Source organism: Thermogemmatispora tikiterensis, assembly GCF_003268475.1.
Classification (GTDB): domain Bacteria; phylum Chloroflexota; class Ktedonobacteria; order Ktedonobacterales; family Ktedonobacteraceae; genus Thermogemmatispora; species Thermogemmatispora tikiterensis.
The window spans coordinates 1,918,560-1,940,617 of sequence record NZ_MCIF01000002.1 but is presented as its reverse complement, the minus strand read 5'-3'; the positions used below and the strand labels follow the sequence as shown (position 1 = coordinate 1,940,617).

General features: G+C 58.8%; 15 protein-coding genes, 1 tRNA gene and 1 pseudogene. 14 read left to right on the top strand and 3 right to left on the bottom strand.

The features are described 5' to 3' along the window. The first annotated feature begins 185 nt into the window (after window positions 1–185). From A4R35_RS07775 to glgA, 5 genes are all read left to right on the top strand, one after another. Window positions 186–725 (top strand): cytochrome b family protein, encoded by a 540-nt coding sequence (locus tag A4R35_RS07775; protein ID WP_052888330.1) that lies wholly within the window; start codon window positions 186–188, stop codon window positions 723–725. Window positions 726–764: 39 nt separating this feature from the next. After that, entirely contained in the window at window positions 765–1,469 is a 705-nt protein-coding gene (locus A4R35_RS07770) for a QcrA and Rieske domain-containing protein (RefSeq protein ID WP_112428132.1), read from the top strand. A 237-nt stretch (window positions 1,470–1,706) separates the two neighbouring features. Beyond that, window positions 1,707–2,687, top strand: coding sequence for a c-type cytochrome (locus tag A4R35_RS07765; RefSeq protein WP_189361511.1), 981 nt, complete (start codon window positions 1,707–1,709; stop codon window positions 2,685–2,687). A 466-nt stretch (window positions 2,688–3,153) separates the two neighbouring features. After that, on the top strand, window positions 3,154–4,659 hold the full coding sequence (locus A4R35_RS07760; RefSeq protein ID WP_146747140.1) for a hypothetical protein: 1,506 nt from the start codon (window positions 3,154–3,156) through the stop codon (window positions 4,657–4,659). 197 nt (window positions 4,660–4,856) lie between these two features. Next, window positions 4,857–6,326 (top strand): glycogen synthase GlgA, encoded by a 1,470-nt coding sequence (glgA, locus tag A4R35_RS07755; protein WP_112428127.1) that lies wholly within the window; start codon window positions 4,857–4,859, stop codon window positions 6,324–6,326. Between the two features lie 223 nt (window positions 6,327–6,549). Here the strand turns inward: glgA and A4R35_RS07750 are convergent, their stop codons facing one another. Then, complete coding sequence (locus A4R35_RS07750; RefSeq protein WP_112428125.1) at window positions 6,550–7,527, bottom strand: sensor histidine kinase; 978 nt, start codon at window positions 7,525–7,527, stop codon at window positions 6,550–6,552. 239 nt (window positions 7,528–7,766) lie between these two features. Here A4R35_RS07750 and larC point away from each other — a divergent pair. From larC to A4R35_RS07730, 4 genes and pseudogenes are all read left to right on the top strand, one after another. Continuing rightward, a pseudogene (gene larC / locus A4R35_RS07745) lies at window positions 7,767–8,933 on the top strand (nickel pincer cofactor biosynthesis protein LarC); the annotation flags it as partial. 138 nt (window positions 8,934–9,071) lie between these two features. Continuing rightward, entirely contained in the window at window positions 9,072–9,638 is a 567-nt protein-coding gene (locus tag A4R35_RS07740; protein WP_112428121.1) for a DnaJ family domain-containing protein, read from the top strand. Window positions 9,639–10,253: 615 nt separating this feature from the next. Next, on the top strand, window positions 10,254–11,864 hold the full coding sequence (locus tag A4R35_RS07735) for an APC family permease (protein WP_189361509.1): 1,611 nt from the start codon (window positions 10,254–10,256) through the stop codon (window positions 11,862–11,864). A gap of 346 nt (window positions 11,865–12,210) precedes the next feature. After that, window positions 12,211–13,704 carry an APC family permease gene (locus A4R35_RS07730; RefSeq protein ID WP_112428117.1) on the top strand — a complete coding sequence of 498 codons (1,494 nt, stop codon included), beginning with the start codon at window positions 12,211–12,213 and terminating at the stop codon, window positions 13,702–13,704. Between the two features lie 266 nt (window positions 13,705–13,970). On the opposite strand, the gene A4R35_RS07725 is transcribed toward A4R35_RS07730, so the two are convergent. Beyond that, window positions 13,971–14,042 (bottom strand) — tRNA-Thr (locus tag A4R35_RS07725). A 498-nt stretch (window positions 14,043–14,540) separates the two neighbouring features. On the opposite strand from A4R35_RS07725, the gene A4R35_RS07720 reads away from it, so the two are divergent. Continuing rightward, on the top strand, window positions 14,541–14,912 hold the full coding sequence (locus tag A4R35_RS07720; RefSeq protein ID WP_189361507.1) for a response regulator: 372 nt from the start codon (window positions 14,541–14,543) through the stop codon (window positions 14,910–14,912). 32 nt (window positions 14,913–14,944) lie between these two features. Here the strand turns inward: A4R35_RS07720 and A4R35_RS07715 are convergent, their stop codons facing one another. Further along, the gene (locus A4R35_RS07715; RefSeq protein ID WP_189361501.1) at window positions 14,945–15,487 is read right to left on the bottom strand and encodes an HD-GYP domain-containing protein; all 543 of its coding nucleotides are present in this window, start codon (window positions 15,485–15,487) and stop codon (window positions 14,945–14,947) included. Between the two features lie 518 nt (window positions 15,488–16,005). On the opposite strand from A4R35_RS07715, the gene rdgB reads away from it, so the two are divergent. The 4 genes from rdgB (at window position 16,006) to A4R35_RS07695 (ending at window position 22,036) form a co-directional block, all read left to right on the top strand. Then, window positions 16,006–16,677 carry an RdgB/HAM1 family non-canonical purine NTP pyrophosphatase gene (gene rdgB / locus A4R35_RS07710; RefSeq protein WP_112428111.1) on the top strand — a complete coding sequence of 224 codons (672 nt, stop codon included), beginning with the start codon at window positions 16,006–16,008 and terminating at the stop codon, window positions 16,675–16,677. Between the two features lie 98 nt (window positions 16,678–16,775). Next, on the top strand, window positions 16,776–19,997 hold the full coding sequence (locus A4R35_RS07705) for an exonuclease domain-containing protein (RefSeq protein WP_112428109.1): 3,222 nt from the start codon (window positions 16,776–16,778) through the stop codon (window positions 19,995–19,997). Window positions 19,998–20,043: 46 nt separating this feature from the next. After that, window positions 20,044–21,246, top strand: a complete 1,203-nt coding sequence (locus A4R35_RS07700) for a tRNA-ribosyltransferase family protein (protein WP_223258246.1) — start codon at window positions 20,044–20,046, stop codon at window positions 21,244–21,246. After that, on the top strand, window positions 21,191–22,036 hold the full coding sequence (locus A4R35_RS07695) for a class I SAM-dependent methyltransferase (RefSeq protein WP_112428107.1): 846 nt from the start codon (window positions 21,191–21,193) through the stop codon (window positions 22,034–22,036). The genes A4R35_RS07700 and A4R35_RS07695 overlap by 56 nt, the downstream gene beginning before the upstream one ends. Window positions 22,037–22,058: the final 22 nt, after the last annotated feature.

Here is a 22,058-nt window from a genome sequence, read left to right as displayed (position 1 = left end):
GAGAAGCTCTCCTTCGCAGGCGAGGCTCTTCCTTGCAGGATAGCCCACTCGCTCAGGAATGGGAAGCGGGGATGAGAAAAAGAAGCCGTTGCTGTCTCTGGCTGCTCACCAGGCCGGCCAGGCTGGTCTGGCCTGGTCAGGAGAAGCTGGCTCAGGGATTAGAACGAAGATGAGAGGATAGACCAATGGCAATCGAACAGGAGCCAAAGGTACAGACGCAAGCAGCGGCGACCCAGCGACGCTATCGTACGCTGGCGGTAGTAAGGCAGGAGGCCATCACGCGCGTTGAGAAACCGCTGGAGGACTCGGTCTTTGTCTGGCCTCATTTGCTGGTGCGAGAGTTCTTTGCCTCCACCATCGTGATGGTCATGCTAACCCTGCTCTCGGTGGCAATCGACGCGCCGCTGCGGGAGCCGGCGAACCCCAACGTTACGCCGAACCCGGCCAAGGCTCCCTGGTACTTCCTGGGCTTGCAGGAGCTGCTGCACTACTTTCCACCAACGACTGCCGGTGTGCTCATCCCGGGGCTGGTGCTGGTCGGCCTGGCCTGCCTGCCCTACGTGGATCGCAATCCCAGCCGTGCTTACGCAGACCGTAAGATCGCCATTGTGACCTTCACAATGTTTGTGGTCTTCTGGGCCTGTGTGACTCTGGCCGGGAGTTTCTTCCGTGGCCCCGGCTGGGTGTGGTACTGGCCCTGGCAGGGTCTTTTCTTCGACCTGTAAGGGAACTCTGGGAAAACGGAAGGAAAGGATCTGTTCTTTATGAGTATGGATTTCCCGCCGCGGGATGTAGATAGGCCACCCTTGACACCGCAGCAGTACGAGGTGCTCCACGGCGGCGGCGCAGAGGCTGCCGAGATTGCCCGGCAACGCCTCTCGCGCCGGCGCTTTCTGCGCCGCGCCACGCTGGCTGTCTGGGGCCTCTCGGCGACTACTGCGGTGGCCGGGGCGCTGAATATGCTCTATCCGAATCTGGCTGGCCAGTTCGGCTCGGCCCTCAATGTGGGCAATAAGAGCGATTTTCCTGCCGCCAAGCCGTCCGAGGCGAAGCTGGATCAGGCCGCTGTCTTTTATCGCCAGGAGGCCAAGACCTATGTGGTCCATCTCGCCAAGGATACGCCTTTGTTGCTCTCTGGCCAGGCGCTAAGCGATCAGCTGGATTCGGAGTGGATTGTTAAGGATAGCGATGGCTCGTACTGGGTAGCGCTCTATCAGCGTTGCGTCCATCTGGGCTGCACGGTGCCATTCCGTGATGACTGTGTGAGCTTTAAGTGCCCGTGCCACGGCTCCCATTATAATGTTGATGGCGAGTTCCTCGATGGCCCGGCACCCCGCAGCCTGGATCGCTTCCGCATTCTCTTCCAGGGTGAGAGCGTGATCGTGGACACGTCTCAGCTGAACAATAAGGTTCAGCACCCCGATGCGTCCACCCGCCTGATCCCCGAGCCGACGATTGCCTGCGCCTGATGCTCGCCTTCTCTTCTCCGGCTCCTGGACGGGTAGACAGGGGCAGCGTCCAGAGAGAGCAGGCCACCAGAGATGCTCTGGCAGCAGCTCCAGTCCCGCTCTTTCCGGCACGATGCCTGTCCGGCCCCGCTCTCCGCTGGTTTCTGCCCATGTTCGCAGGCCATCTGCTTCCCGTGCAGGTTCCTGGCTGGAGGTAAGAGAAGGAACACTAGGGAAAATCTTGGAAAGGTAGCGCGTATGATCAATCCTGTCCAGGCAGCTATAGGCATTGTCGTGCTGCTGGTGACCGTTGGCGGCCTGCTCTATCTCTTTTACTCACGCACCAATGCGGTTGAGAAGAGCGGCTATGGGGCGCTGATCATGCTCTCCCTGATCACGCTGATGATCCCTGTCTTTTGGATCATGGAGAGCAATGGCGAGGCGATGGCTAAGGTCCAGCAGCATCAAACCGCTCTGGAGCGCGGAGCTGAGCTATATGCTCAGTACTGCTTCCAATGTCATGGCACCAAAGGCCAGGGCCGTGTCGGCCCCAGCCTGAACAATAATCCCCAGGTCAATAAGTTGAGCGATAATGACCTGCTGCGCATTATCAGCGCAGGTATCTATAATACAAGTACTAATCAGCTCAACGTGGCGATCATGCCGGCCTGGAGCGAGGATTATGGCGGCCCGCTGACCAACATCGATATCCAGTATCTCTTTGAGCTGATTCGCTCATCCGATCCAGATTATCTGAAGGCCAATGGTCTGCCAGCAGGCAATGGCTTCGACCAGGTGCCGGCGCTGATCCAGAAGAATAACCCTACGGCCTATCAGACAGCGGTCGCTCAGGAGAGTAGCGGTCAGTTCGGCAATCCGGTCGATCTGACTTCCAAGAAGAATGTCACGATCGATATCGTGACCGCCCCCAGTGGGGCAAGCTGCTCGCCGGCCTGCTATGACCCGATCTATGTGAAGGTGAAGGTGGGGACCACCATTACCTGGGTGAATAAGGATACTCAGGCTCATACGGTCACGGCTCTCCAGACCGAGGATCTGAACAATAAGAAGATCGCCTCAAATATCTTCGACTCCGGCCTGTCAAAGCCGATCTTGACCAATGGTACCTTCACCTACACCGTGACAATGGCGGCCTATAATTTGAATAAGGACCATAAGGTCTACTACTATTGCCAGTATCATCCAAGCATGGTAGCGGTTCTGCTGATCGTGCCCTGATCAGAGGCCGCTTGCTAAAAGCGCGACCTGCTTGGTTTGGCTGCCGGCTGCGTGCCATGCCTGCTGACTCTTCTCGCGCTGCTCCGTCGAGCTGGGCAGGGAAGAGGAGAGAGCCCGGGCAGGGTACTGGCAACCATATGGATACTGGAGTCTGTGTGGACGCCCTGCCTCAGTGCAGATAAGCGTCAAAGCGTCTTTCGCCGCGCAAGAAACTGACTGACTGGCCAGGAGATCACCAGCCGGGAGGGCAGGCAGACAAAGAGTTAGCTGCTCTCGGGGCGTTCTCCTGGCATGTGGATCTACAAGACCATGCCTGGAGGTGCCGACCTGTCGTAGACTGGTGAGAGGCCGGGCAAGGTTTACTGCTACGGCGAAAGACGCGGTGATCAGAGCGGGGCTTCGTGCCCCATATCAAGCATGTCGCCGCAACTGTTTGTGGTACATGTCGTTGAAAGGGCTGGCAACTATGCAGAGAGTTCAACCACGGGAGCTGCCTGAGCGCATGTCGTGGGCACGTGCCCTGATCTTTGGTGTCGGCTTCTTCTTCATTACGGCCTTGCTGATCGGGCAGCTTCCGGGCTATATTTTCGATGAGCTGACGGCTTCCACCCTGCAGGGCATGGAGCAAGGCTCGCTTGCCCTCGGTCTGGTCTGCCTGCTCGGCTTCTTCATCGTTGAGGTTATAGTCCTGCTCTTTGACCCCAAGCCGGTGCTGCCGCCCATGCTCTTCATCGGCCTGGGTCTGGTGCTCTTCGTAGGGGGGCTGGCGCTGCTCCTCTGGGCGGTGCTTACCCCGGTGACGGCGGGGGGGGTCACGACTAACAGCCAGTACTTTCCATCAGCGAACTTCTTCTGGAACCCGCTCCTCGATGGAAATGTGCTCTGGTTGGAGCCGGGGGCTGTTGATTTTGTGCTGATCGCCGTTGTGCTCCTCATCGCCGGAGCTGCTGCCATGTTCTACGGTAGTCTGGCGCTCAAGGAGCAGAGCGATCCGGATCGCAGTGATCCGGGGACCACACCGACGATTCGTGGCCTCACGGTGCTAGGTAGCGTGGTCCTCTTTGCCTACATGCTCTTCTCGATGCTGGTTGATCCCAATGCCCTGGCGGCCCGCATCAACCCGGCCTGCCCCACGGCGATCGACCTGGCAAAGGGCTGTGGGATGATCACCGGCCTTTTCGTGGTGAACGCCATCGAGGGCACGCTGCTGGCCATTGCTGTGGCTGCAACTTTGGGAGCTTTTGCCCTGCGCCTCCATTACCTGATGCGCCCAGTGCGCAAGCGTGTGATGGCGCCTTTTTATGCAGTGGGGGTCAATCTCCTGCCCTTCGGCCTGGCCTTCCTGCTGCTCTGGTTCTTCCTCTATCCTTTGCTCGACTGGATTCACAGCTGGTCGTTGGCGGGCCTCGGAGACTGGCTGACGGTATGTGCCCGTAAGTCGGTGGTGCCCGGTTCCTGCACCTTCTCCCAGCAGGCTGGTTACATTGTCGATGCCTTCTTGACGATGAACTTCTTTGTCCTGCTGATGGCAGCTATCCGCGTCTGGCGCACCAACCGTAACATGGTAATCATTGGAAGCTTCTGGGTAGCGGCGGTTCTGGGGTTGGCGACCCTGGTGACCCACTTGCATCCTGAAGAGGCGCTGATCGCGCTGCTCCTCTGTGGCGGCACGCTGGTCATGGTCACGATCTGGACGAGTGTGGCGCGGCGCGAGTTCGCCGTGGTGGGCGAGCGCAATCTCGGCTGTCTCGGTCAGTGGCTCGTGGTGGGGACCTGTCTCTTCGTCTATATTGCCGCCTTTGCCTTCTTCTCCATCCCGGGCTTCCGTGAAACAGAGCCGAATATTACCTTTACGCCGGGCCTACTGATTCCCGGCAAGGGCGCGCCTGATGCTATCATTGTCTTCATCCTGATGGGCTTGCTCGCTGCTCTTCAGTTCTACTTCCTGGTGCGTAATCGCTATAAGGTGTAGTCTGATCAAGAAAGGCAGCGAAAAGCTGCTGGGGCAGGAAAAGAGCGGCTCAGCGCTCTCTGAAGCGTCGCAAGGCTGGCTGGTATCCGCAAAGTGAGGAGACGGACCAGACCACGGCCTGCGGCGCTCTCTTTTTGGGCGCGGAATGATGTATAATGGGGGACAGATTGTGAAAACGGGAAGACCAGGTAGGCAGTATGCAGTGTGAGAGTCCGCTCAAGATTTTAATTCTCGCCGCGGAAATCGTGCCCTTTGTCAAGGTCGGCGGCCTGGCGGATGTTGTAGGGGCCCTCCCCAAGGCCCTGCAGGCCCTGGGGCATGATGTACGCCTGGCCATGCCGCGCTATCGCCAGGTTGATCCTGAGCGCTTTCAGCTCACGCCGGCGCTCGATAGCATCACGGTGGATATGAATAAGTTCCAGGCAAAGGTGAGCGTGCGCCGGGGCACGATCGGTAACGATATTCCTGTCTACATGATCGATGCTCCCCGCTTTTTTGAACGCGAGAATGTCTATGGCTACACCGACGATGGCGAGCGCTTCATTTTGTTCTGTCGCGCTGCCCTCGAAGCCATGCGCGCGCTCGACTGGTCACCCGATATTATTCACTGCAACGACTGGCACACCGGCATTGTGCCGAATTGGATGCACACTATCTATCGCCATGACCCCTTTTATGGGGGGGCCGCCACCGTCTATACTATCCATAATCTGGCTTATCACGGTATCTTTGGCTATCGCATCCTCGAAGTGGCTGGGGTGGCGGCCAATGGCTTTCTCTATCCGCAGATTGCGGAGCTGGCGAACGTGGTCGATATCATGGGGCGCGGGATCCTCTTCGCCGATGCCATTACCACAGTCAGTGAGCGTTACGCTCAAGAGATTCTGACGCCCGCCTTTGGCGAGAAGCTCGATCATTTACTTCGTTCGCGCAAGGATCGACTCTTCGGCATCCTAAATGGTATTGACTATGAAGAGTGGAATCCTGCCAATGATCGCTACATTGCTGCCACCTTCGATTCTAATACACTAGAGCGGCGGGCGGAGAACAAGCGAGCGCTTCAGCAACAGGCGCACTTGCCCATACGCCCCGACGTCCCCCTGCTGGCGATGATCTCGCGCCTGACCGATCAGAAGGGCTTCGATCTCCTGGCTCAAATTGCCCATCCACTGCTGGCTCAAGGGGTGCAGTTCGTGGTCCTGGGGATCGGTGATCCGCACTATCAGGAGCTCTTCCAAAGCCTAGAGCAGCAGTATCCAGAGCAGGTAGCCAGCTTCTTCACCTTCAATACGGAGTTAGCTCATCGCATCTATAGTGGCAGCGATATGTTCCTGATGCCCTCGCGTTTCGAACCGTGTGGCCTGGGACAGATGATCGCGATGCGCTATGGCAGCGTGCCCATTGTGCATAGTGTGGGAGGCCTGGCCGATACGGTGCATGAGTATGACCCGCGCAGCGGCGAGGGAAACGGCTTTACTTTTACGCGTTATGACCCCTGGGAGCTGTTTGCCGCTATTGTGCGAGCGCTGGAGTTGTATCGCTTCCCGGACATCTGGCGCGATCTCCAGCGTCGCGGAATGGCTGCTGACTACTCCTGGCATGCTTCCGCTGTGCGCTATGTCGATGTCTATCGCAATGCGCTCGCCTTTCATCAGCAGGGCAAGTAGAGAGGCGTTGGCGCAGGTGGGGCTCCGACAGTCGGTGAGTGATGGGAGAGACCAGGGTGAGAGGGGAGCGCGGGGGGATATAGGCGAGGCGTTGGCCGGATGGGCAGACGGGGAAGGAAAATGGTTGCGCAGCGAAGGCTTCAGGATCTGGCCTCTGAAAGATGGGCCGGACTGCGGGCGAGTGCAGGACGAGGTGAGTGGTCACCCGATGGTGCAGCGCGGCTCAAATCTGACGCAGGCTCAGCCAGACGCAGGTCCCTTTACCGGGCTGGCCTGTGCTTTCCAGCCAAATCTCTCCCCCCATCTCTTCAAGCAGTCGTTTGCTGAGATAGAGGCCAAGACCCTTCCCCTGGGGAGCCAGATGCAGAGCGCTCTCCAGACGCTGAAACGGCTGAAAGAGTCGTTGCTGCTCCTCGGGTGGGATACCGATGCCCTCGTCCTGGATAGCGAGGTAGATGCGCCGCCCCTGCTGATCTTCTGCGTCGGAGAGCAGCGGGGCGCTGGCTGGCCTGGCGGTAGTGAGAGTAATCCGCAGGCGGCTACCGGGATTGGAGTAGGAAAGAGCATTATTAACTAGATTGCGCAGCACCTGACGCAGTTGCAGGGGCTGGGCTATTACGTCGCAGTTGCTCATCTGCAACTCAAGCGTCCGCTGTTCGAATTGCAGACGGGGAGCAAAGGAGGCCAGCACAGAGAGGACTGCTTCTTTGAGGTCAAGACGCTCGGCCCCGTTCTGCTCGCCAGCTCGCTGAGGCAGAATAATTGAATCCAGGATAAAGGTGGCTTCATCACAGGCGTGATTGATTTGTTGAAGATATTGATCCCAAACTTCTCCTGGAATTTGCTCGCGGTAACAACGCAGCAGCTCGGCATAGCCCTTGATGGCAGCAAGTGGCGTTCTGACCTCGTGATTGAGGATGAGCAGTAGTTGTTCGCGGTTCTTTTGATCCTCGATAAGCTGCTCGTTTTGCTGGCGGAGTTGCCGACCTTCCTGGTCGATCTGGCGTACCTCGCTGGTGATCTTGAGGAATGCGCAGCCGACAATGAAGATCTGAGCGGTTACCAGGACAAGACTGCTGTAGATCACAGCGTTGGCCGAACCCAAAAGGCGTGGTAGCATTATCAAGCTGGCGAGGTTGAGCAACCCAATGGTTACCAGGACCCCGCACAGGAGGCGCAGGCAAGTGCGAAGCATCGTCATGTAATTCTTCACCTTTAAGACCCCTTCGCAGAAAGCTCAGAACGAGTTACCTGTCTTGTTCTAGGAAAACGAAGATGGTCTCTTGCCAATCTCTTAATTATACCCTTGGGTCTGGCCAAAGTCGAAAAAAGCCTTGCTATCTGCCTCATCTCAGGCTGAGGGAAGCGGGTGCTGGTCGCGAGCCAGGCCAGGCTGTGCACTGTCACTGGCGAGGCCGTTTGCAACAACAAGGAGGGTAAATGATAGGCTATCTGGATTGCTATTCGGGGATAAGTGGCAACATGTTCTTGGGGGCGATGCTTGATGCGGGGCTCTCGTGGAGTGACCTGCAGGAGATGTTGGCGCTGCTGCCGGTGGAAGGCTACCGGCTACGCCGGGAGCCAGTAGAGCAGGGGGGAATCAACGGTCAACGCTTCGAAGTGATCTTAGAGAACCCTCATCAGCCAGAGCGGCATTGGTCTGAGATCCGTCAGCTTGTGGAGGATGCTCCCTTGCCCGGTCGGGTTCGTGAGCGGGCCCTGGCAATCTTTCGCACGCTGGCGGAAGCAGAGGCAAGCGTACACGGCGTAGCGCCTGAAGAAGTGCATTTTCACGAAGTGGGTGCTGTTGATGCTATTATCGACATTGTTGGAGCGGCGATCGCCGTTGAAGCGCTCGGCATCAAGCAGCTCTATGCTTCGCCTCTACCGCTCACCAGTGGCATGGTTAAGACGGCGCATGGGCTGTTGCCTGTTCCAGCTCCGGCCACCTTAGAGATTCTGCGTCGCGTGGCGGCCCCGTGGCGTCCCTGCCCGGCAGAGGGAGAGCTAGTCACCCCAACCGGGGCGGCGATCCTCGCTACGCTCGCGCGCTTTGAGCTGCCCGCCATCCGTATCGAACGGGTGGGCTATGGCTTTGGCCATCGTCAGCTCCCCTGGCCGAATTGTCTACGCCTTTGTCTCGGCATGGCTGAGCGCGTAGACGGTACTGTGGGAGAAGAATTAGATCGTGATTGGGTGACCCTTATCGAGAGCAACCTGGATAATACGACGCCCGAGCTGTTAGGGGCCTTGATGGACGAGCTGCTAGCTGCGGGGGCGCTTGATGTGACTTTCTCGCCTCTGCAGATGAAGAAGAATCGTCCCGCTACCCTACTGAGCGTCCTGGCGCGTCCGGAGCAGAGCGAGGAGCTGGCGAGGCTGATCCTGCGCTCCTCGGGAACACTCGGCGTGCGCTTGCAGCAGATGCAGCGTCTCAAGGCTCAGCGCCAGCAGGAAGAGCTGCTCACCCCGCTAGGACCGGTGACGATCAAGGTCAAACGTCTGGGTGAGCGCGTGGTGAGTGCCGCGCCAGAGTACGAGAGCTGTCGTCGTCTGGCTCAAGAACGCGGACTACCCCTGAGCACGGTTTATGAGCTTGTAGAGCAGTGTCTGAACGCGACCCTCTACAGTCGAGGTCAGACGCAGATGCAAACAGATGGCTTGGCCTTGACGGTGGACTCCCCTCTGACGGAAAGAGAAGGTGAGCATTAGCCAGGATAGGAGAAGGAGAAGAAGGGGCAGTTTATGAATGTAGAGAAACAGAGATCGTTCTACCAGAGGCAACAGCGGCAAGAAGGATCAGAGAGTGAAGGTGAGCGGGGCAAGGGGGGGTACGACGAGCGGCGCTTTCGAGACTTTGTTGAGGACCAGATTCGCGAGGCCCAGGAGCGGGGCGTGTTTGATCATCTGCCGGGCATGGGCAAGCCGTTGCAGCTGGATGAGAATCCCTATGCGCGGGAGAAAGAGCTGGCCTATCATCTGCTCAAGAGCAATGGCTTCGCTCCCCAGGAGATCGAGCTGGCAAAGGAGATTCGCGGCGAGCTGCAGCAGGCAGAGGCCAGACTGGCCAGATTGCGCGAGCGACGTCAGCGACTGGCCAGACGCCGTGTCCCTCCTTTCCCCAGCGAGAAACGGGCTTTCAACGCCGCTCTGGCTCAGGCGTTGCGCGACTACGAGGCAACCCTGCGTGAACTCAATCGCAAGATCCTTACCCTCAGCCTGATGGTACCGCCGGCCATGCATATGAATATGGTCGACGTCGATAGCAAGGTCCAGGTGTTCCGCGAAAGCTGCCCGCCATTCCCCCTCTGAAGCTCTACTGAGCCGCGGTATGATCTCACACTCATTCCTGGGCTTTGGAGGAAGCGGCGAGCGCCTCTAGAACCTGGCTTGTAAGGCTTGGGTGTCCTGTCTGAAGCGCGAGCAACCGGGAGATGGCAGGATAGTCGATTGTGGGGAAGATGTGGAAAGGCCAAAAGCCGACTTCCGGGCAGGCCCTGACCCTCTCCTTCCTTTCTCCCTTCCTCTGCTCGCTGTTTCTCGCCACTGTTCACGGACTGGCCATCTGTCTGCTACAGGTAAGAGAGTAAGCAAATACTCCTAATCATAGGACCGGCATAGCAGTCCTGCTCAAGACTGAGTAGACTGCCTATCGGAGGGGTTAGGGATGGATTCCCTCGGGAGCCTGTGGGGGCTTTCTGGCTCCAGTCCAAAGCGAGGGAACCTCCACTTTGAGGCTTACTGATGCCCGGTTGGCTCAAGGGAGCAGGGAAAGATCTCTTCCCTCCTTATTATAGTATCGAGCCGGCTCAGAGAAGAGAAGGGGCGTGTCGCGGACAGGTGGCCTGCCGGCGGCTCCCTATCCAGCACGCCCCTGTGATTGCCAGCAACGCGATGCCTGGAGACGTTTTGCATGGAGGTGTGACATTGGCAACGCAAGATGAACTGGTACGGAAAGGGCTGCTTGAGGGAGATATAGATGTTGATCAAGCCAACGTTGACAAACTGCACAAGAACGTCATTGGCCTGCCAGGCGTGCTCTACTTCTGCATTGCCGGCTCGGCTCCCATCTCGGCCATGCTCTTCAACGTGCCCCCCATAGCCCAGCAGGCTGGGGCTGCTTCCCCGCTGGTCTTTCTGCTCTCGGGGATTGGACTCCTATTGCTGGGGGTCTCCATTGTTTATCTCTCGCGCCGGTTGACCTCGGCGGGAGGCTTTTACACCTGGGTCAGTCACAGCTTGGGGAAAGGTACCGCCTTCCAGGCGGGCTGGCTCATGATGGGCGGCTACGCCCTCTTTGAAGCGGCCTTAATGGGGGCCTTTGGCTCCTACACCAACAGCTCATTTGCCACCTATCTGCATCTTAATCTTCCGGGTGGATGGGTTAGCTGGGCGCTCATTGGCACGCTCCTCATTTTTCTCCTCTCCTACTTTGACGTTAAGTGGTCGGTCTTTGCTATGGCGCCTTTCCTGATCCTGGAGATCAGCGTGCTCGTGATCCTCGACCTGGTGGTCTGCCTGCGAGGCGGAGCGAGCGGACATGACCTGCTACATACCTTCAGCGCGGCGGGGGCGGATCTTAAAGGAGCGGCGCCAGGTGGCGTGCTCGGCATTGGTATCGGCATGGCACTGGGGGTCTGGTCCTGGGTGGGCTTCGAGGCTGGAGCTGTCTACGGGGAAGAAGCACGCAACCCGCGCCTGGCGGTACCGGTGGCGATCTTCAGTGTGGTAGCTTTCCTGATCATCCTTTATGTCTGGACGTCCTACTCAGCCACCATCGGCTACGGCTGGCAGCACGCTGTTGATCAGTTTGCCGCCAATCCCAGCACTGCCTATTACACCCTGGCCACCGAGTACGTTGGCGGCTGGTTGCAGGCCCTCATGATCATTGCTATCAGCACCAGTGCCCTGGCCTGCGGTCTCGCCTTCCACAATGGCATGGTGCGCTACCTCTACGCTATGGGACGGGAAGGCATCCTGCCACCGCTCTTTGGCAAGACTCACCCTCGCTATCGCAGTCCCCATATGGCCATTGTGGCTCAGTCGCTCTTTACCTGTCTGCTGATTGCCTTTTTCGCCCTGGTGACGCAGAAGCCAGGGACGAATAGCTATGGCTTTGGCCTGCCGGGCAATGGCTATCAACAGGTAGACGGGCTAGCCCCTTATGCCTGGCTCGCGACGGCTGGGACAATTGCCTTCATTATTGTCTACATCATGGTCAACCTGGCGGCCCCTCTCTTCGCCTGGCGTTTTGACCGCTCCAGCTTTGGGATCATGCGCCATGTCGTAACACCGCTGCTCAGCTCGATGGTCCTGCTGGTCCCGCTGGCTTCCTTCATCATGCCTGCTATCCCAGGTCCCATTGGCTCCTTCTTCACAACGCTGGGTTTTGCTCCCACTCCCTTCCCGACCAATATCCTGCCCCTGTTCGTGCTGGCCTGGATCATCTGCGGCCTGCTGTATGCGAATTATCTGGCGCGCAGCGACCCGGAGCGCTATGAGAAGATGGGGCGAATCGTGCGCGGGGATGTCGCCTAACCCGCAGGTGAACCTGGGAGGCGTCCCTGCCTACGTCTACGAACCTTAACCCGTCCTGCGCCTCCTCTTCAGGGCCAGGAGAGCGAGCGGACTGCGCACAAGCAACCAGGCTCTCCTGGCCCGCCCTCTTACACTTCAATCTCAATAAATATAATATCTTCTATTTATAGCTAAATGTGGCCAATCTTGTATTATTTTCTTGCAAAAAGCAGATAAAGCAGTAAACTCAGCTTAGAGAACAGCCGACCCATCACCGGCTAGCCGGGCGAGAGGAAGAAAAGCGGATCAGAGGCAGTGGAGTCGCTGCGGCGCAGGTGGGAAGGTTCAGGTCAGGGGGAGGAAACTCATGGCGCTCTACTCGGAGAGGAGCAAGTGGCACAGTGCTCAAGAGCCGCTGGCCTCAGAAGAATACGTGGTCAAGGCCATGCCGGCAGTGTTAGGCACCGTTGAAATGACCGCCTTTTTTATCGTCATTGTCTTCTTCATTACCAATGCCAACACAGCGAGTACAGCGGGGCCAGCGGCGCTCACCTATCTGGTGGTGGGAGCCATTGTCTTCTTTCTACCCAGCGTTATTGCTACTGCCCAGTTGGGGGTGATGTTCCCGTACGAGGGTTCACTCTATAACTGGACCCACAAAGCTTTTGGGGGCTATTGGAGCTTCTTCGCGGCTTTTTGTGCCTGGTTCCCGGGCGTTCTGGTGATGGTCAGCGCAGCAGATAATGTTCTGGCCTTTATTCAGGGACTTAATCGCCAGTGGGTGATGCAGCCCTGGCAGCAAGGGCTGGTCATCATCGGCACGCTGGCGCTGGCCGGCCTTCTAGCGCTCCAGCGCTTTCGGACGGTAGCGAATGTGATCCTGGTAGCGGCGAGTGCTATTGTAGGGGCGCTGGTCATCCTGGGGGGAGCGGCGACCTGGTGGCTGCTCAGTGGGCATGCTCCTCTGAGCGACTTTGGGGAGGTAGAGGCCTGGCTGCCGACCCTCGCTCCGCATGGAGGGAACATTGCCACCTTTGGTCTAGTCATACTGGCCTATCTCGGGGCCGAGACGCCGCTCAACATGGCCGGAGAACTCAAGCACCGGCGGGTGATAACGCGCCATCTCTGCTGGGGGCCGCTTGTCGTCCTGCTCGGCTATTTGATTGCGACGACAGCTCTGCTCATCGTCGAGGGGCCGACCAGTGGGGCCCTGCTGCCGGCATTGGTAGCCACGGTTGATCTCAGCCTTGGCAAAATGGCTGGCAATCTTATGGCTGTTTGCCTGATCATCTTTTTTTTCGCGGCCATTGTGGCCTACAACTGCAGCTATGCTCGCCTGCTGCTGGTGGCGGGGATTGATCAGCGGCTTCCTGCTGGGGTGGGACGCCTGAGCCGCAGCCGGATTCCAGCCAGGGCCATTCTCTTCCAGACACTCATGGCTATCATACTCGCCGCCCTTATCTTCATTGTGGCCCCGCTAGTAGTGCACGTCGGCTCTCCTGTCGACCTGACCACTGAAGTCTACAATGTGATGCTGGCCTCGTCGACTCTGGTCTGGGCCACCTCTGCCTCATTTCTCTTTGCCAACCTGATCATGCTGGCCTTGCGCAATCGCGAGGCCTTCCACGCTCAGCTGATCTTACCGGCGCCGGTCCTCTGGGGAAGCGTGGTGCTCGGCCTCCTCTCGTCGCTTTTTGCTGTTGTCGATTCTCTTATTTTCTCCTGGATTCCGGCGCTTATTCCTAATGGCAGCTGGTGGTACATTATTGGGGGGGTAACCTGCTTCTGTCTCATTATCGCTGCTATCGGCAGCATGTTCGCAGCCAGTGAGGCCGACTGGCAGGGCTTGAACGGTGAGTGATTGGCCGCGTGGGGAGGATAAAGGGTCAGTGTGGAGGGGCAAAACAAAGGTCAATTATTGAAAGCAGTGCAGAGGGCGAACCGAGAAGAAGAAGGACTTAAGCGCCTCTTAAGTCCGTAGGTCTCTCCGCTCGGCGACCTGGCTGGTGTGGCCTGCAGCGATCGGGGGAGGCAGGTTTCCAGCGAAGGGAGAGAAGAGGGACAATTACGCTGTAGAATGAGGAGTGGAGGCAATAGAGGGAGATACCAGGAAAGGGCTGAAGAAAGAGCCGGTGGTCGGACTCGAACCGACGGCCTGCGCATTACGAGGGCGCTGCTCTACCACTGAGCTACACCGGCTGGAATTGGGTTGGCTAAACGACTCCAGTGCTCTCACACTGGTTACACCGGTGCGAGGGCTAGCCACCTGGGCTGTTTACCGCGTTTAATTATACTCCTCGTCTAGAGCGGCTGTCAAGCATCAGTTCTGGTACAGAGGCCAGGAGCGTCGTGGGCGCAGGAGAGTGGCTGAAAGTGGTGTGGAGATATATTCTGGCAGAACTGCTATCCGCATCGACCGGCGTGGGCGTCTTCATTTCCGGGATGCAGGCGGCCCGCGAGGTCAGAAGAGGATCGGGGCAAAGAGGAATGGTAAGGTTTGGTGCCTGAGCATCTTGTGCGGGCCGTCTGGGCAGGGTCGGGATGAGCGAGGGCAAAAATAGTACTCTCTGAAAGAGCCGTGCCTCTGAGGGGGCTGATGCGTCTCTATCGAAGGGGGCGAGTAGTGCTATTCTGTCGAGATGGTTGTCGCTTTTGCCAAGAGTAGTTGCAGGCTGACCTATGAAGGAAAGCAAGACAGTGCTCATTATAGATGATGATCGTGACGTCAGCGAGCTGTTACAAATGGTTATTCTAGAACGTACGGACTATCGCCCGTTGTGGATAGGCGAAAGCGAGCTGACGCTGTATGCGGCTCCGCACGTCAGGCCGGCACTGATCCTGTTAGACTATTGGCTACCGCGTATGCATGGTCTGGAACTCTATGATCGTCTGCAAGAGATTGAGACCATGCGCAACGTGCCCACCGTGCTTATCACAGCCTGGAGTGACCTGCCGCTTGAAGAGCTACGCCGTCGCGGTATCTATCTGTTGCGTAAGCCTTTTGATCTAGAGGAGCTCCTCCAGCTAATGGCGGTGCTGCTACCTGGTACGGTGCCTCCCGTGTCTTGAAAACCAGAACAAAAAGCTCGACCAGGGCTGGATCAAACTGGGTGCCGGCATGGCGCCGAAGCTCCGTCAGGGCCTGGAGGGGGGGGGCGTGGCACCTGGTAGCTGCGTCCGCTGGTCATGACGGCAAAAGCATCGCTGATCGCAATCAGACGAGCCCCGAGAGGAATCGCCTCGCCGGCCAGCCCGGTCGGATAGCCGTGACCATCCCAGCGCTCGTGATGGTGGTAGACAGCGCGTACCATGACCTGGGGGGCTTGCAGACGGCTCAGGAGTAACGCTCCTTTCAAACAGTGAGTGCGAATCTGGGCAAATTCCTCTGCGGTCAACGCTGTTGCCTTATGCAGGAGCTGTCTGGGCAGCGCCACTTTGCCAAGATCATGGAAGAGGGCTGCCAGCTCGATCAGGATACTCTCATGTACCGACAGGCGGAGAGCCTGTAGGAGCGGGGCTGTAAGCAAGTAGACATGTAGCGAGTGGTGATAGAGCTGCCCGTCGTATTCGCGCAGTGATCGAAGGAGATGAGCAAAGCCGCCAGCCAGGAGCGGTGGCTCCTGCTGAGCGGAATCTGTCAACACAGGTGTTGTCTCCACTGGCTCTGGTTTCGATCCTATCAGCAAGGTTTCTTGAACGGTTGTCCGGTTGGCCCGCCGCTGCTGCCAGCCAGAACGAACCATTGCTGACGCTGACTGTCTCGCTTCTCCGCCAGCAGCGTTGCTGCCGTTTGAGTTGTACCTCATCATCTCTTATCCAGGTCAGTCTGGCAGGCTTTCCTTCGCTTGTCTAGGCGTTTGCCCCTCTAAGAGAGATACGTTTCAGCCAGCGAAAAAGTTGAAGGCGGCGATGGATATAGCCACCAGCGGTCCCACGAGGTTGGTGGCAAGGCGCTCAATGGCCTTTTCTCCTCTCGACAAGGTGGCCCCGGTATGGTAATATGGGATCAAATTTGAAACTATCCGCCTGGGACAAGGAGCGAACGGGCCTGAGAAGGTCTTGCCTGCGCAGGAAATCAGGGTGAAGGGAAGCAGTTCCCGTTAACGGCTTCTGACGAGACCAGTGCTCCCACCTGCGTCTGCTCCGCAATGATCTAAAGTCGATGAAGCAACGCGAGACGAGCGACCAACCCACTCAAGAGCCAAGGCGCTTGCTGCTAGCGACTACGAATCGCGATAAGCTGGAGGAACTGCGCACGCTTTTCAAGGGCCTGCCTTTTCATGTAGTCTCCCCAGTAGACGTCGGTCTTACGCTGGAGGTGGAGGAGACCGGGCAAACGTTCTGTGAGAATGCCGAGCTAAAAGCGCGGGCCTACGCAAAAGCTTCAGGTCTGCTGGCGCTGGCTGATGACTCGGGCCTGGAGATCGATGCCCTGGGCGGTGCGCCCGGTATCTATTCGGCTCGTTTCATGGGGCGGGAGACGCCTTACGAGGAGCGCTTCCGGTTTATCTTGCAGCGTCTGCAGGGGCTTCCGCCAGAGCAGCGCACAGCACGTTTCCGCTGCTGCATGGCCATTGCAGAGCCTTGGGGCTACTGTCGCGCGGTCGAAGGGGTCGTAGAAGGCCGGATCGCCGAGGAGCCGCGCGGCAGCAACGGTTTTGGCTACGATCCAATTTTCCTCGTTCCTGAACTTGGTAAGACCACAGCCGAGCTGTCCCCGGAGGAAAAGCATCGCATCAGTCACCGGGGAAGGGCAGCGCAACTGGCACGGAGACTGCTCGCAAGCTGGCCTCCCTTCGCTACTTCTGCCGACCTGCTCGACGCTCTGCCTTAGCCTGGCCTTGCGGCTAGGGGAGCAGCGATCACTAACTACGCAAGCAAGCAGCAGGTGAGTGCAAGAGCGAATGAGCAAGCAGGAGAGAAAGATTTCCTATGGGGAAGAAGCCGCCTATCCGGGTCGCGCTTGATCTGGAAACAACCGGCCTGCATGTGGAGCAAGATGCTATCCTTGAAGTGGCTGCGGTCAAGTTCCAGGGCACGACGATCCTCGATCGACTTGAGACGCTGGTGGCGCCGGGGCGTTCCATCCCTTATCGGGTGCAGCGCCTGACAGGGATCACACCGCGGCAGCTGATCGGGGTGCCTTCGTTTGAGGCGATCGCGCGCAAGCTGCAGCAGTTTGTCGGCAGCTTTCCGATTGTTGGGCATAGCATCCCTTTTGATGTCAGCTTCTTACGCCGGCAGGGGTTAGCTTATCATAACCAGCTGATCGATACCTTCGAGCTGGCCTCGGTGCTTCTCCCCTCGCTGCCGAGCTACAGCCTGGGCTATGTGGCGCGCTTTCTGGGGGTGCCCAGCTCCCCAGAGCGCCATCGAGCGATGGCCGATACATTGCTGGCCATGCATGTCTTTCTCGCCCTTTATGAGCGCCTGCAGGCAATTGACCTGGCGGCGCTTGAGGAGCTTGCCCATCTCGATGCTCCACCTGATTGGCCGCTGCTGACCTTCTTCCGCCAGGAATTGCGCGAGCGTCAGCGCGAGCAGGGGCTGCAGCGCGGCCCCATTTGGGGAAGCCTCGGTCTGCATTTCGCCTCCCAGTTGGGCATGGACCCGCGGGTCCTCTCGTTTGCCGTGGCGCGTGCCGGCCCGCCGCTTCCCATATTGACCGCTGAGGCGGAGCGCTCATCCACGCCTTTCCCTGATGATCATCCTCGTTTGCCAGCCCAGTCTCTTGCGTTCTCCGCATCGGAGGCGACGCCTGACCTGCAAATCTTGCTCGAAGCCAGGCGCTCAGAGTGCGAGCGTCAGCGCCTCACTAGCTATGCGGCCTTACAGCACCTGTTGCATGAGACGTTGGCCCGTTGCGAGACAGCCTTAGTCGAGACCACGCTTGGTGGCGATGACTATGTGCCTCTGCTACTTGCGGTTCTTGAATGGCTCAAAGACGCTGCCGGGCAGACGGGAGCGGCCTCATTACCGTTACCGCGTCTGCTGATCAGCTGCGCTTCCACCCAGGCGGCCTATCGCATCAGAGATATCTTGCTACCGCGTCTCCAGGAGCAGCTTGGAGCGCGTTTCGCCCTGGCCTATCTGGCTGAGCGTGATGGCTATCTTTGTCTGCATCGTTGGTTTGGTACCGCCCAGATGCGCGTGGGAGGAGGGCCGCGTTCAGAGGAGGCTCGGGCTTTTGCAAAGTTCACACTGTGGGCGCAAGAGACGCTGACCGGTGAGCGGGGCGAGTTGACACTGTTGCCCCACGAGGTTGCGAGTTGGGAACGCATCTGTTCGGGGGGCGAGCGCCTCGTGGCGAGCGATGAGCGTCTTGGCAGCATCTATGAGCGCTGCGCCTATCGTCGCAAAGGCTACTGCTTCTATCAGCGAGCCGAGGAGCGGGTGCGAGCTGCACAGATTGTGGTGACGACCCATGCGGGACTGCTTGATGATCTCGCTTCTTCCCATTCCCTCTTGTCTGAGATACCGTATCGCCTCATTCTCGACGTTGATCTCCTTGAAGAGGAGTGGGCGCGCCGCTGCGGCGTAGAACTGAGTCATGGACGGTTGCTAACGCTCCTCCAGACGCTCGGCATCGAGCTACCCAATGGGCGTTACCAGGGCCTGCTGGCGCTAGCGGCTCCGGCCTTGCGCGAGGAGGTTCTCCCTTCCGCTGGTGCTCCCCTGAATCTGGCTTCCTCTTCCACGGTCACGCGGGCCGATCTCGATACCCGCTTGCTCTCCTGGTTCCAGGCTCTGCGTCAGGCCTGTGGGGCGGCCAACCACTTTTTCCTGGCGCTGACCCACTTGCTGGATGAGGCCTTGCACGCTCCTGTTGCCAGCCAGAGTTCTCGTCATGATCGTGGACGTTCCCAGGCAGTTCGCACGCAGGGTCAGAGTCCGCGTTTCGCCGAGCGTCTTGATCAAGCCCTGCGCCTCCAGCGTTCCCTGCTAAACCTGGAGAGCTGGGATGAGGCTGCTCATGCCTGGCGTCAGCTGTCGCAGCGCCTACAGACGGTGATCGAGCTTTCTCAGGAAGCTGAACGCTTGCTGCTAACGGGCAGCCGTGGAAGAACGCGCCTGGAGCGGACAGGGTTGTTAAGCGATGCCCTGGCAGCGGAGTTTGCCATGAGCGCTCAGCGGCTGCGGGCTCTCAAAGAGCAGGGGGACCAGGCTTTTGCTCTCACTGAAGGGGAGATGGTCTACTGGTTGCGTGTTCCACCAGCCCCTGTGCATCCACAGCCGCGCGGCTTAGACAGCGCTACGGCGGCCCCAGTAGTGGAGCAGCCGCTGGAGCATGCCCCGGCCATCTACGGTCAGCCAATTCAGGTTGCACCTATGCTAAAGCGATTGCTGTTTCATCCGCAGCGGGCGACCATTTTGGCAGGCGTGGCTTTAGCGGTCGCTGGTGATTTCTCCTTTGTGCGGGGCCGGCTGGCGTTGGAAATGGAGCACTGCCCAGCCTATTCGCTGGAAGGCGATCGTTGTGCGCAGACGCTGCTCTATATCCCCAATGATGTTCCCGAACCCAATATGCCCCAGTATCAGCGGCGTCTCGATGAGGCCATTTTGCAGATGGCCGAAGCCTTAGAGGGCCAGATTCTAGTCTTATTCACCTCACACGCCGCCTTGCGCAACTCCTACTCTTTCATCAAGGCCGCCCTGGAGGCGCGCGATATCCTGCTGCTCGGTCATGGGATCGACGGCTCTCCGCGTCAGCTCTGGCAGATCTTCGCTGAGCAGCCGCGGGTTATGCTCTTTGGAGCAGGAGGCTTCTGGGAAGGTGTTGAAGAGCTACCGACACTGCCCTCCTGCCTGTTTATCACCCGGTTGCCGATGCCTGCCCTCAATGATCCTCCTCTGGCGGCCCGAGCCGAGCAGTATGCTGACCAGCTCCATCAAATGACCGTGCCCGTTGCCGCTCTGCGCCTGCGTCGAACGCTCAATCGCCTGGCCTGGAGCAGTGGTAAGCGCAATAGCGTTATTATCTTTGATCGGCGGCTGATCTCCAAAGAGTATGGGCAGCTTATCCTGCACTCGCTGCCGCGCTGCTCACAGCGGCAGGATAGCGTGACCCAGATGCCCGAAGCCGTTTTGGACTGGCTCACCTCGGATGGCCTCGGCGGTCAGTCAACGCCTGGCTCCGGCGTCGAGCTACCTTGACCCGCATCTGCCCCCTATGGTATCGTACTGGCATTGAAGAATGACGGTGGCGAGCAGCAAGCACGTTGAGAGCGGCATAGTGATGATGAGTGTGGATAAGCGTGGAGCACTGGCGCTCCCACATGGGGCAGTCTCTCTGCCAGCCTTTTTGCCCGACGCGACGCATGGGGTAGTGCGGGCGGTTGACAGCCTTGATCTGGAGCAGTGCGGAGTCCAGGCGCTCGTCATGAATACCTTCCATCTGATGCAGCGCCCTGGGTCCTCTGCGGTGGAGGCCATCGGTGGGTTACATGCGCTCAGTGGCTGGCGGCGCCCGATTGTGACCGATTCGGGCGGCTTTCAAGCCTATTCACTGATTCGCCAGAATGCTCGCTATGGCCATTTGACTGAGAAGGGGCTGGCCTTTCAGCCAGAAGGAGCAACACGGCGTTTCTTGCTCACGCCTGAGAAGAGTATCCAATTGCAGGTGAGCAGCTACGCCAGTGATGTCGTGATCTGCCTGGACGATTGTACGCATGTTGATGAGCCGCCCTTGCGGCAGCGCGAGTCGGTCGAGCGGACGATTGCCTGGGCACGGCGCGGCAAGGCTGAGTTTGTGCGCCTGGTGGAACAGAAGAAGCTGCCGCCCGAGCGGCGTCCGCTGCTGTTTGCGGTTGTACAGGGCGGTGGCGATTTCGCGCTACGCCGCGCCTGTGCGGAGGCGTTGCTGGAGATTGGCTTTGATGGCTTTGGTTTCGGCGGCTGGCCGCTGGATAGCGAGGGCCAGCTGCTGAGCGAGATTGTGGCCTGGACGCGCGAGCTGATTCCGGCGCGTTTTCCCCTGCATGGCCTGGGAATCGGCCATCCCCTGAATGTGGTGGCCTGTGCGCGCATGGGATATGATCTCTTCGACAGTGCGATGCCAACGCGCGACGCGCGCCATGCACGGCTGTACTGCTTTACAGAGGACCCTACCACGAGTAGCCTCGATTCCGATGGGACCTGGTTTAGCTATGTGTACCTCAGCGATGAGCGCCTGCGCCGTGAGCGGCGTCCGGTCTCTGCCTTCTGTGACTGTCTCTGCTGTTCACGCTACAGTCTGGCCTATCTGCATCATCTCTTTAAGGTCAACGATGCCCTCTTCCTGCGCCTGGCAACGATCCATAATCTGCGCTTTATGATGCAGTTGATGCAGCGCCTGGGAATGCTGTTGCATGGTGAGCGAGTGGCAGAGCAACCAGAGCGGCGAGCGGCTCAGCCAGCTGGTTGAGGCGGTGCGGGCGAGCCGCAAGTACCGCTCACTATATACGGGAACAATCGCCGCCGTGGGCGCTCGTGAGCTAGCCCGGCATGTTGATTTGGAGGAGGCGATCAAGGCCACCAAGCGTCGGTTGCATCAGATTGCGGGCATGTATCTGACAGGCCCGGCTCCATATGAGCGCTGGCTGGCGGAGCTTCGCCAGGCGCGCGCGAGCGGTGATGAGGAGGGACTACGCACCATCTGTCGTCGCGCGATGGCCTGGCATGCCTCGACTCGTGAACGGCTCACTGTGCTCACCACTTTTTACGATCGCTTGCTGGCTGATCTGCCTCCTGTGAGGCGTGTGCTGGATGTCGCCTGTGGTTTCCATCCCCTGGCTTTGCCCTGGATGCCTTTCTTCCAAGCCAGCCGGGGTGCCTGCTTCTACTATGCCTGTGATATCTATGAGGATCTGGCAACCTTTCTGCAGGCTGTTTTAGAGATCCTGGGGGTTCCGGGTGAGGCCGCCGTCTGCGATATCGTGCAGGCCCCGCCAGATCTGGCGGTCGATCTGGCCTTTGTCTTGAAAGTCTTGCCGTGCCTGGAGCATATTGAGCCGGAGGCTGGCAGGCACCTCCTGCAGGCCATCCGCGCGCGCTACTTGCTGGTCTCCTTCCCCGGGCAGAGCCTGGGTGGTGGAAAGCGAGGGATGGCGGCTTACTATGAGGCTCGCTTTCGCGCCCTGGTTGCTGATTGCGGCTGGCGACTCGAACGTTTCTCTTTTCCGGGGGAGCTGGTTTTTCGCATCGAGAAAGAGTAAGCCGGCACTAGCCTTGTACGCC

Bases quoted from the DNA above. Each gene is read 5' to 3' on its own strand.
- A4R35_RS07750 (WP_112428125.1), bottom strand. From the start codon at position 7,527: ATGACGATGCTTCGCACTTGCCTGCGCCTCCTGTGCGGGGTCCTGGTA.
- A4R35_RS07765 (WP_189361511.1), top strand. From the start codon at position 1,707: ATGATCAATCCTGTCCAGGCAGCTATAGGCATTGTCGTGCTGCTGGTG.
- A4R35_RS07705 (WP_112428109.1), top strand. From the start codon at position 16,776: ATGGGGAAGAAGCCGCCTATCCGGGTCGCGCTTGATCTGGAAACAACC.
- A4R35_RS07770 (WP_112428132.1), top strand. From the start codon at position 765: ATGAGTATGGATTTCCCGCCGCGGGATGTAGATAGGCCACCCTTGACA.
- A4R35_RS07760 (WP_146747140.1), top strand. From the start codon at position 3,154: ATGCAGAGAGTTCAACCACGGGAGCTGCCTGAGCGCATGTCGTGGGCA.
- rdgB (WP_112428111.1), top strand. From the start codon at position 16,006: ATGAAGCAACGCGAGACGAGCGACCAACCCACTCAAGAGCCAAGGCGC.
- A4R35_RS07740 (WP_112428121.1), top strand. From the start codon at position 9,072: ATGAATGTAGAGAAACAGAGATCGTTCTACCAGAGGCAACAGCGGCAA.
- glgA (WP_112428127.1), top strand. From the start codon at position 4,857: ATGCAGTGTGAGAGTCCGCTCAAGATTTTAATTCTCGCCGCGGAAATC.
- A4R35_RS07695 (WP_112428107.1), top strand. From the start codon at position 21,191: ATGGTGAGCGAGTGGCAGAGCAACCAGAGCGGCGAGCGGCTCAGCCAG.
- A4R35_RS07730 (WP_112428117.1), top strand. From the start codon at position 12,211: ATGGCGCTCTACTCGGAGAGGAGCAAGTGGCACAGTGCTCAAGAGCCG.
- A4R35_RS07775 (WP_052888330.1), top strand. From the start codon at position 186: ATGGCAATCGAACAGGAGCCAAAGGTACAGACGCAAGCAGCGGCGACC.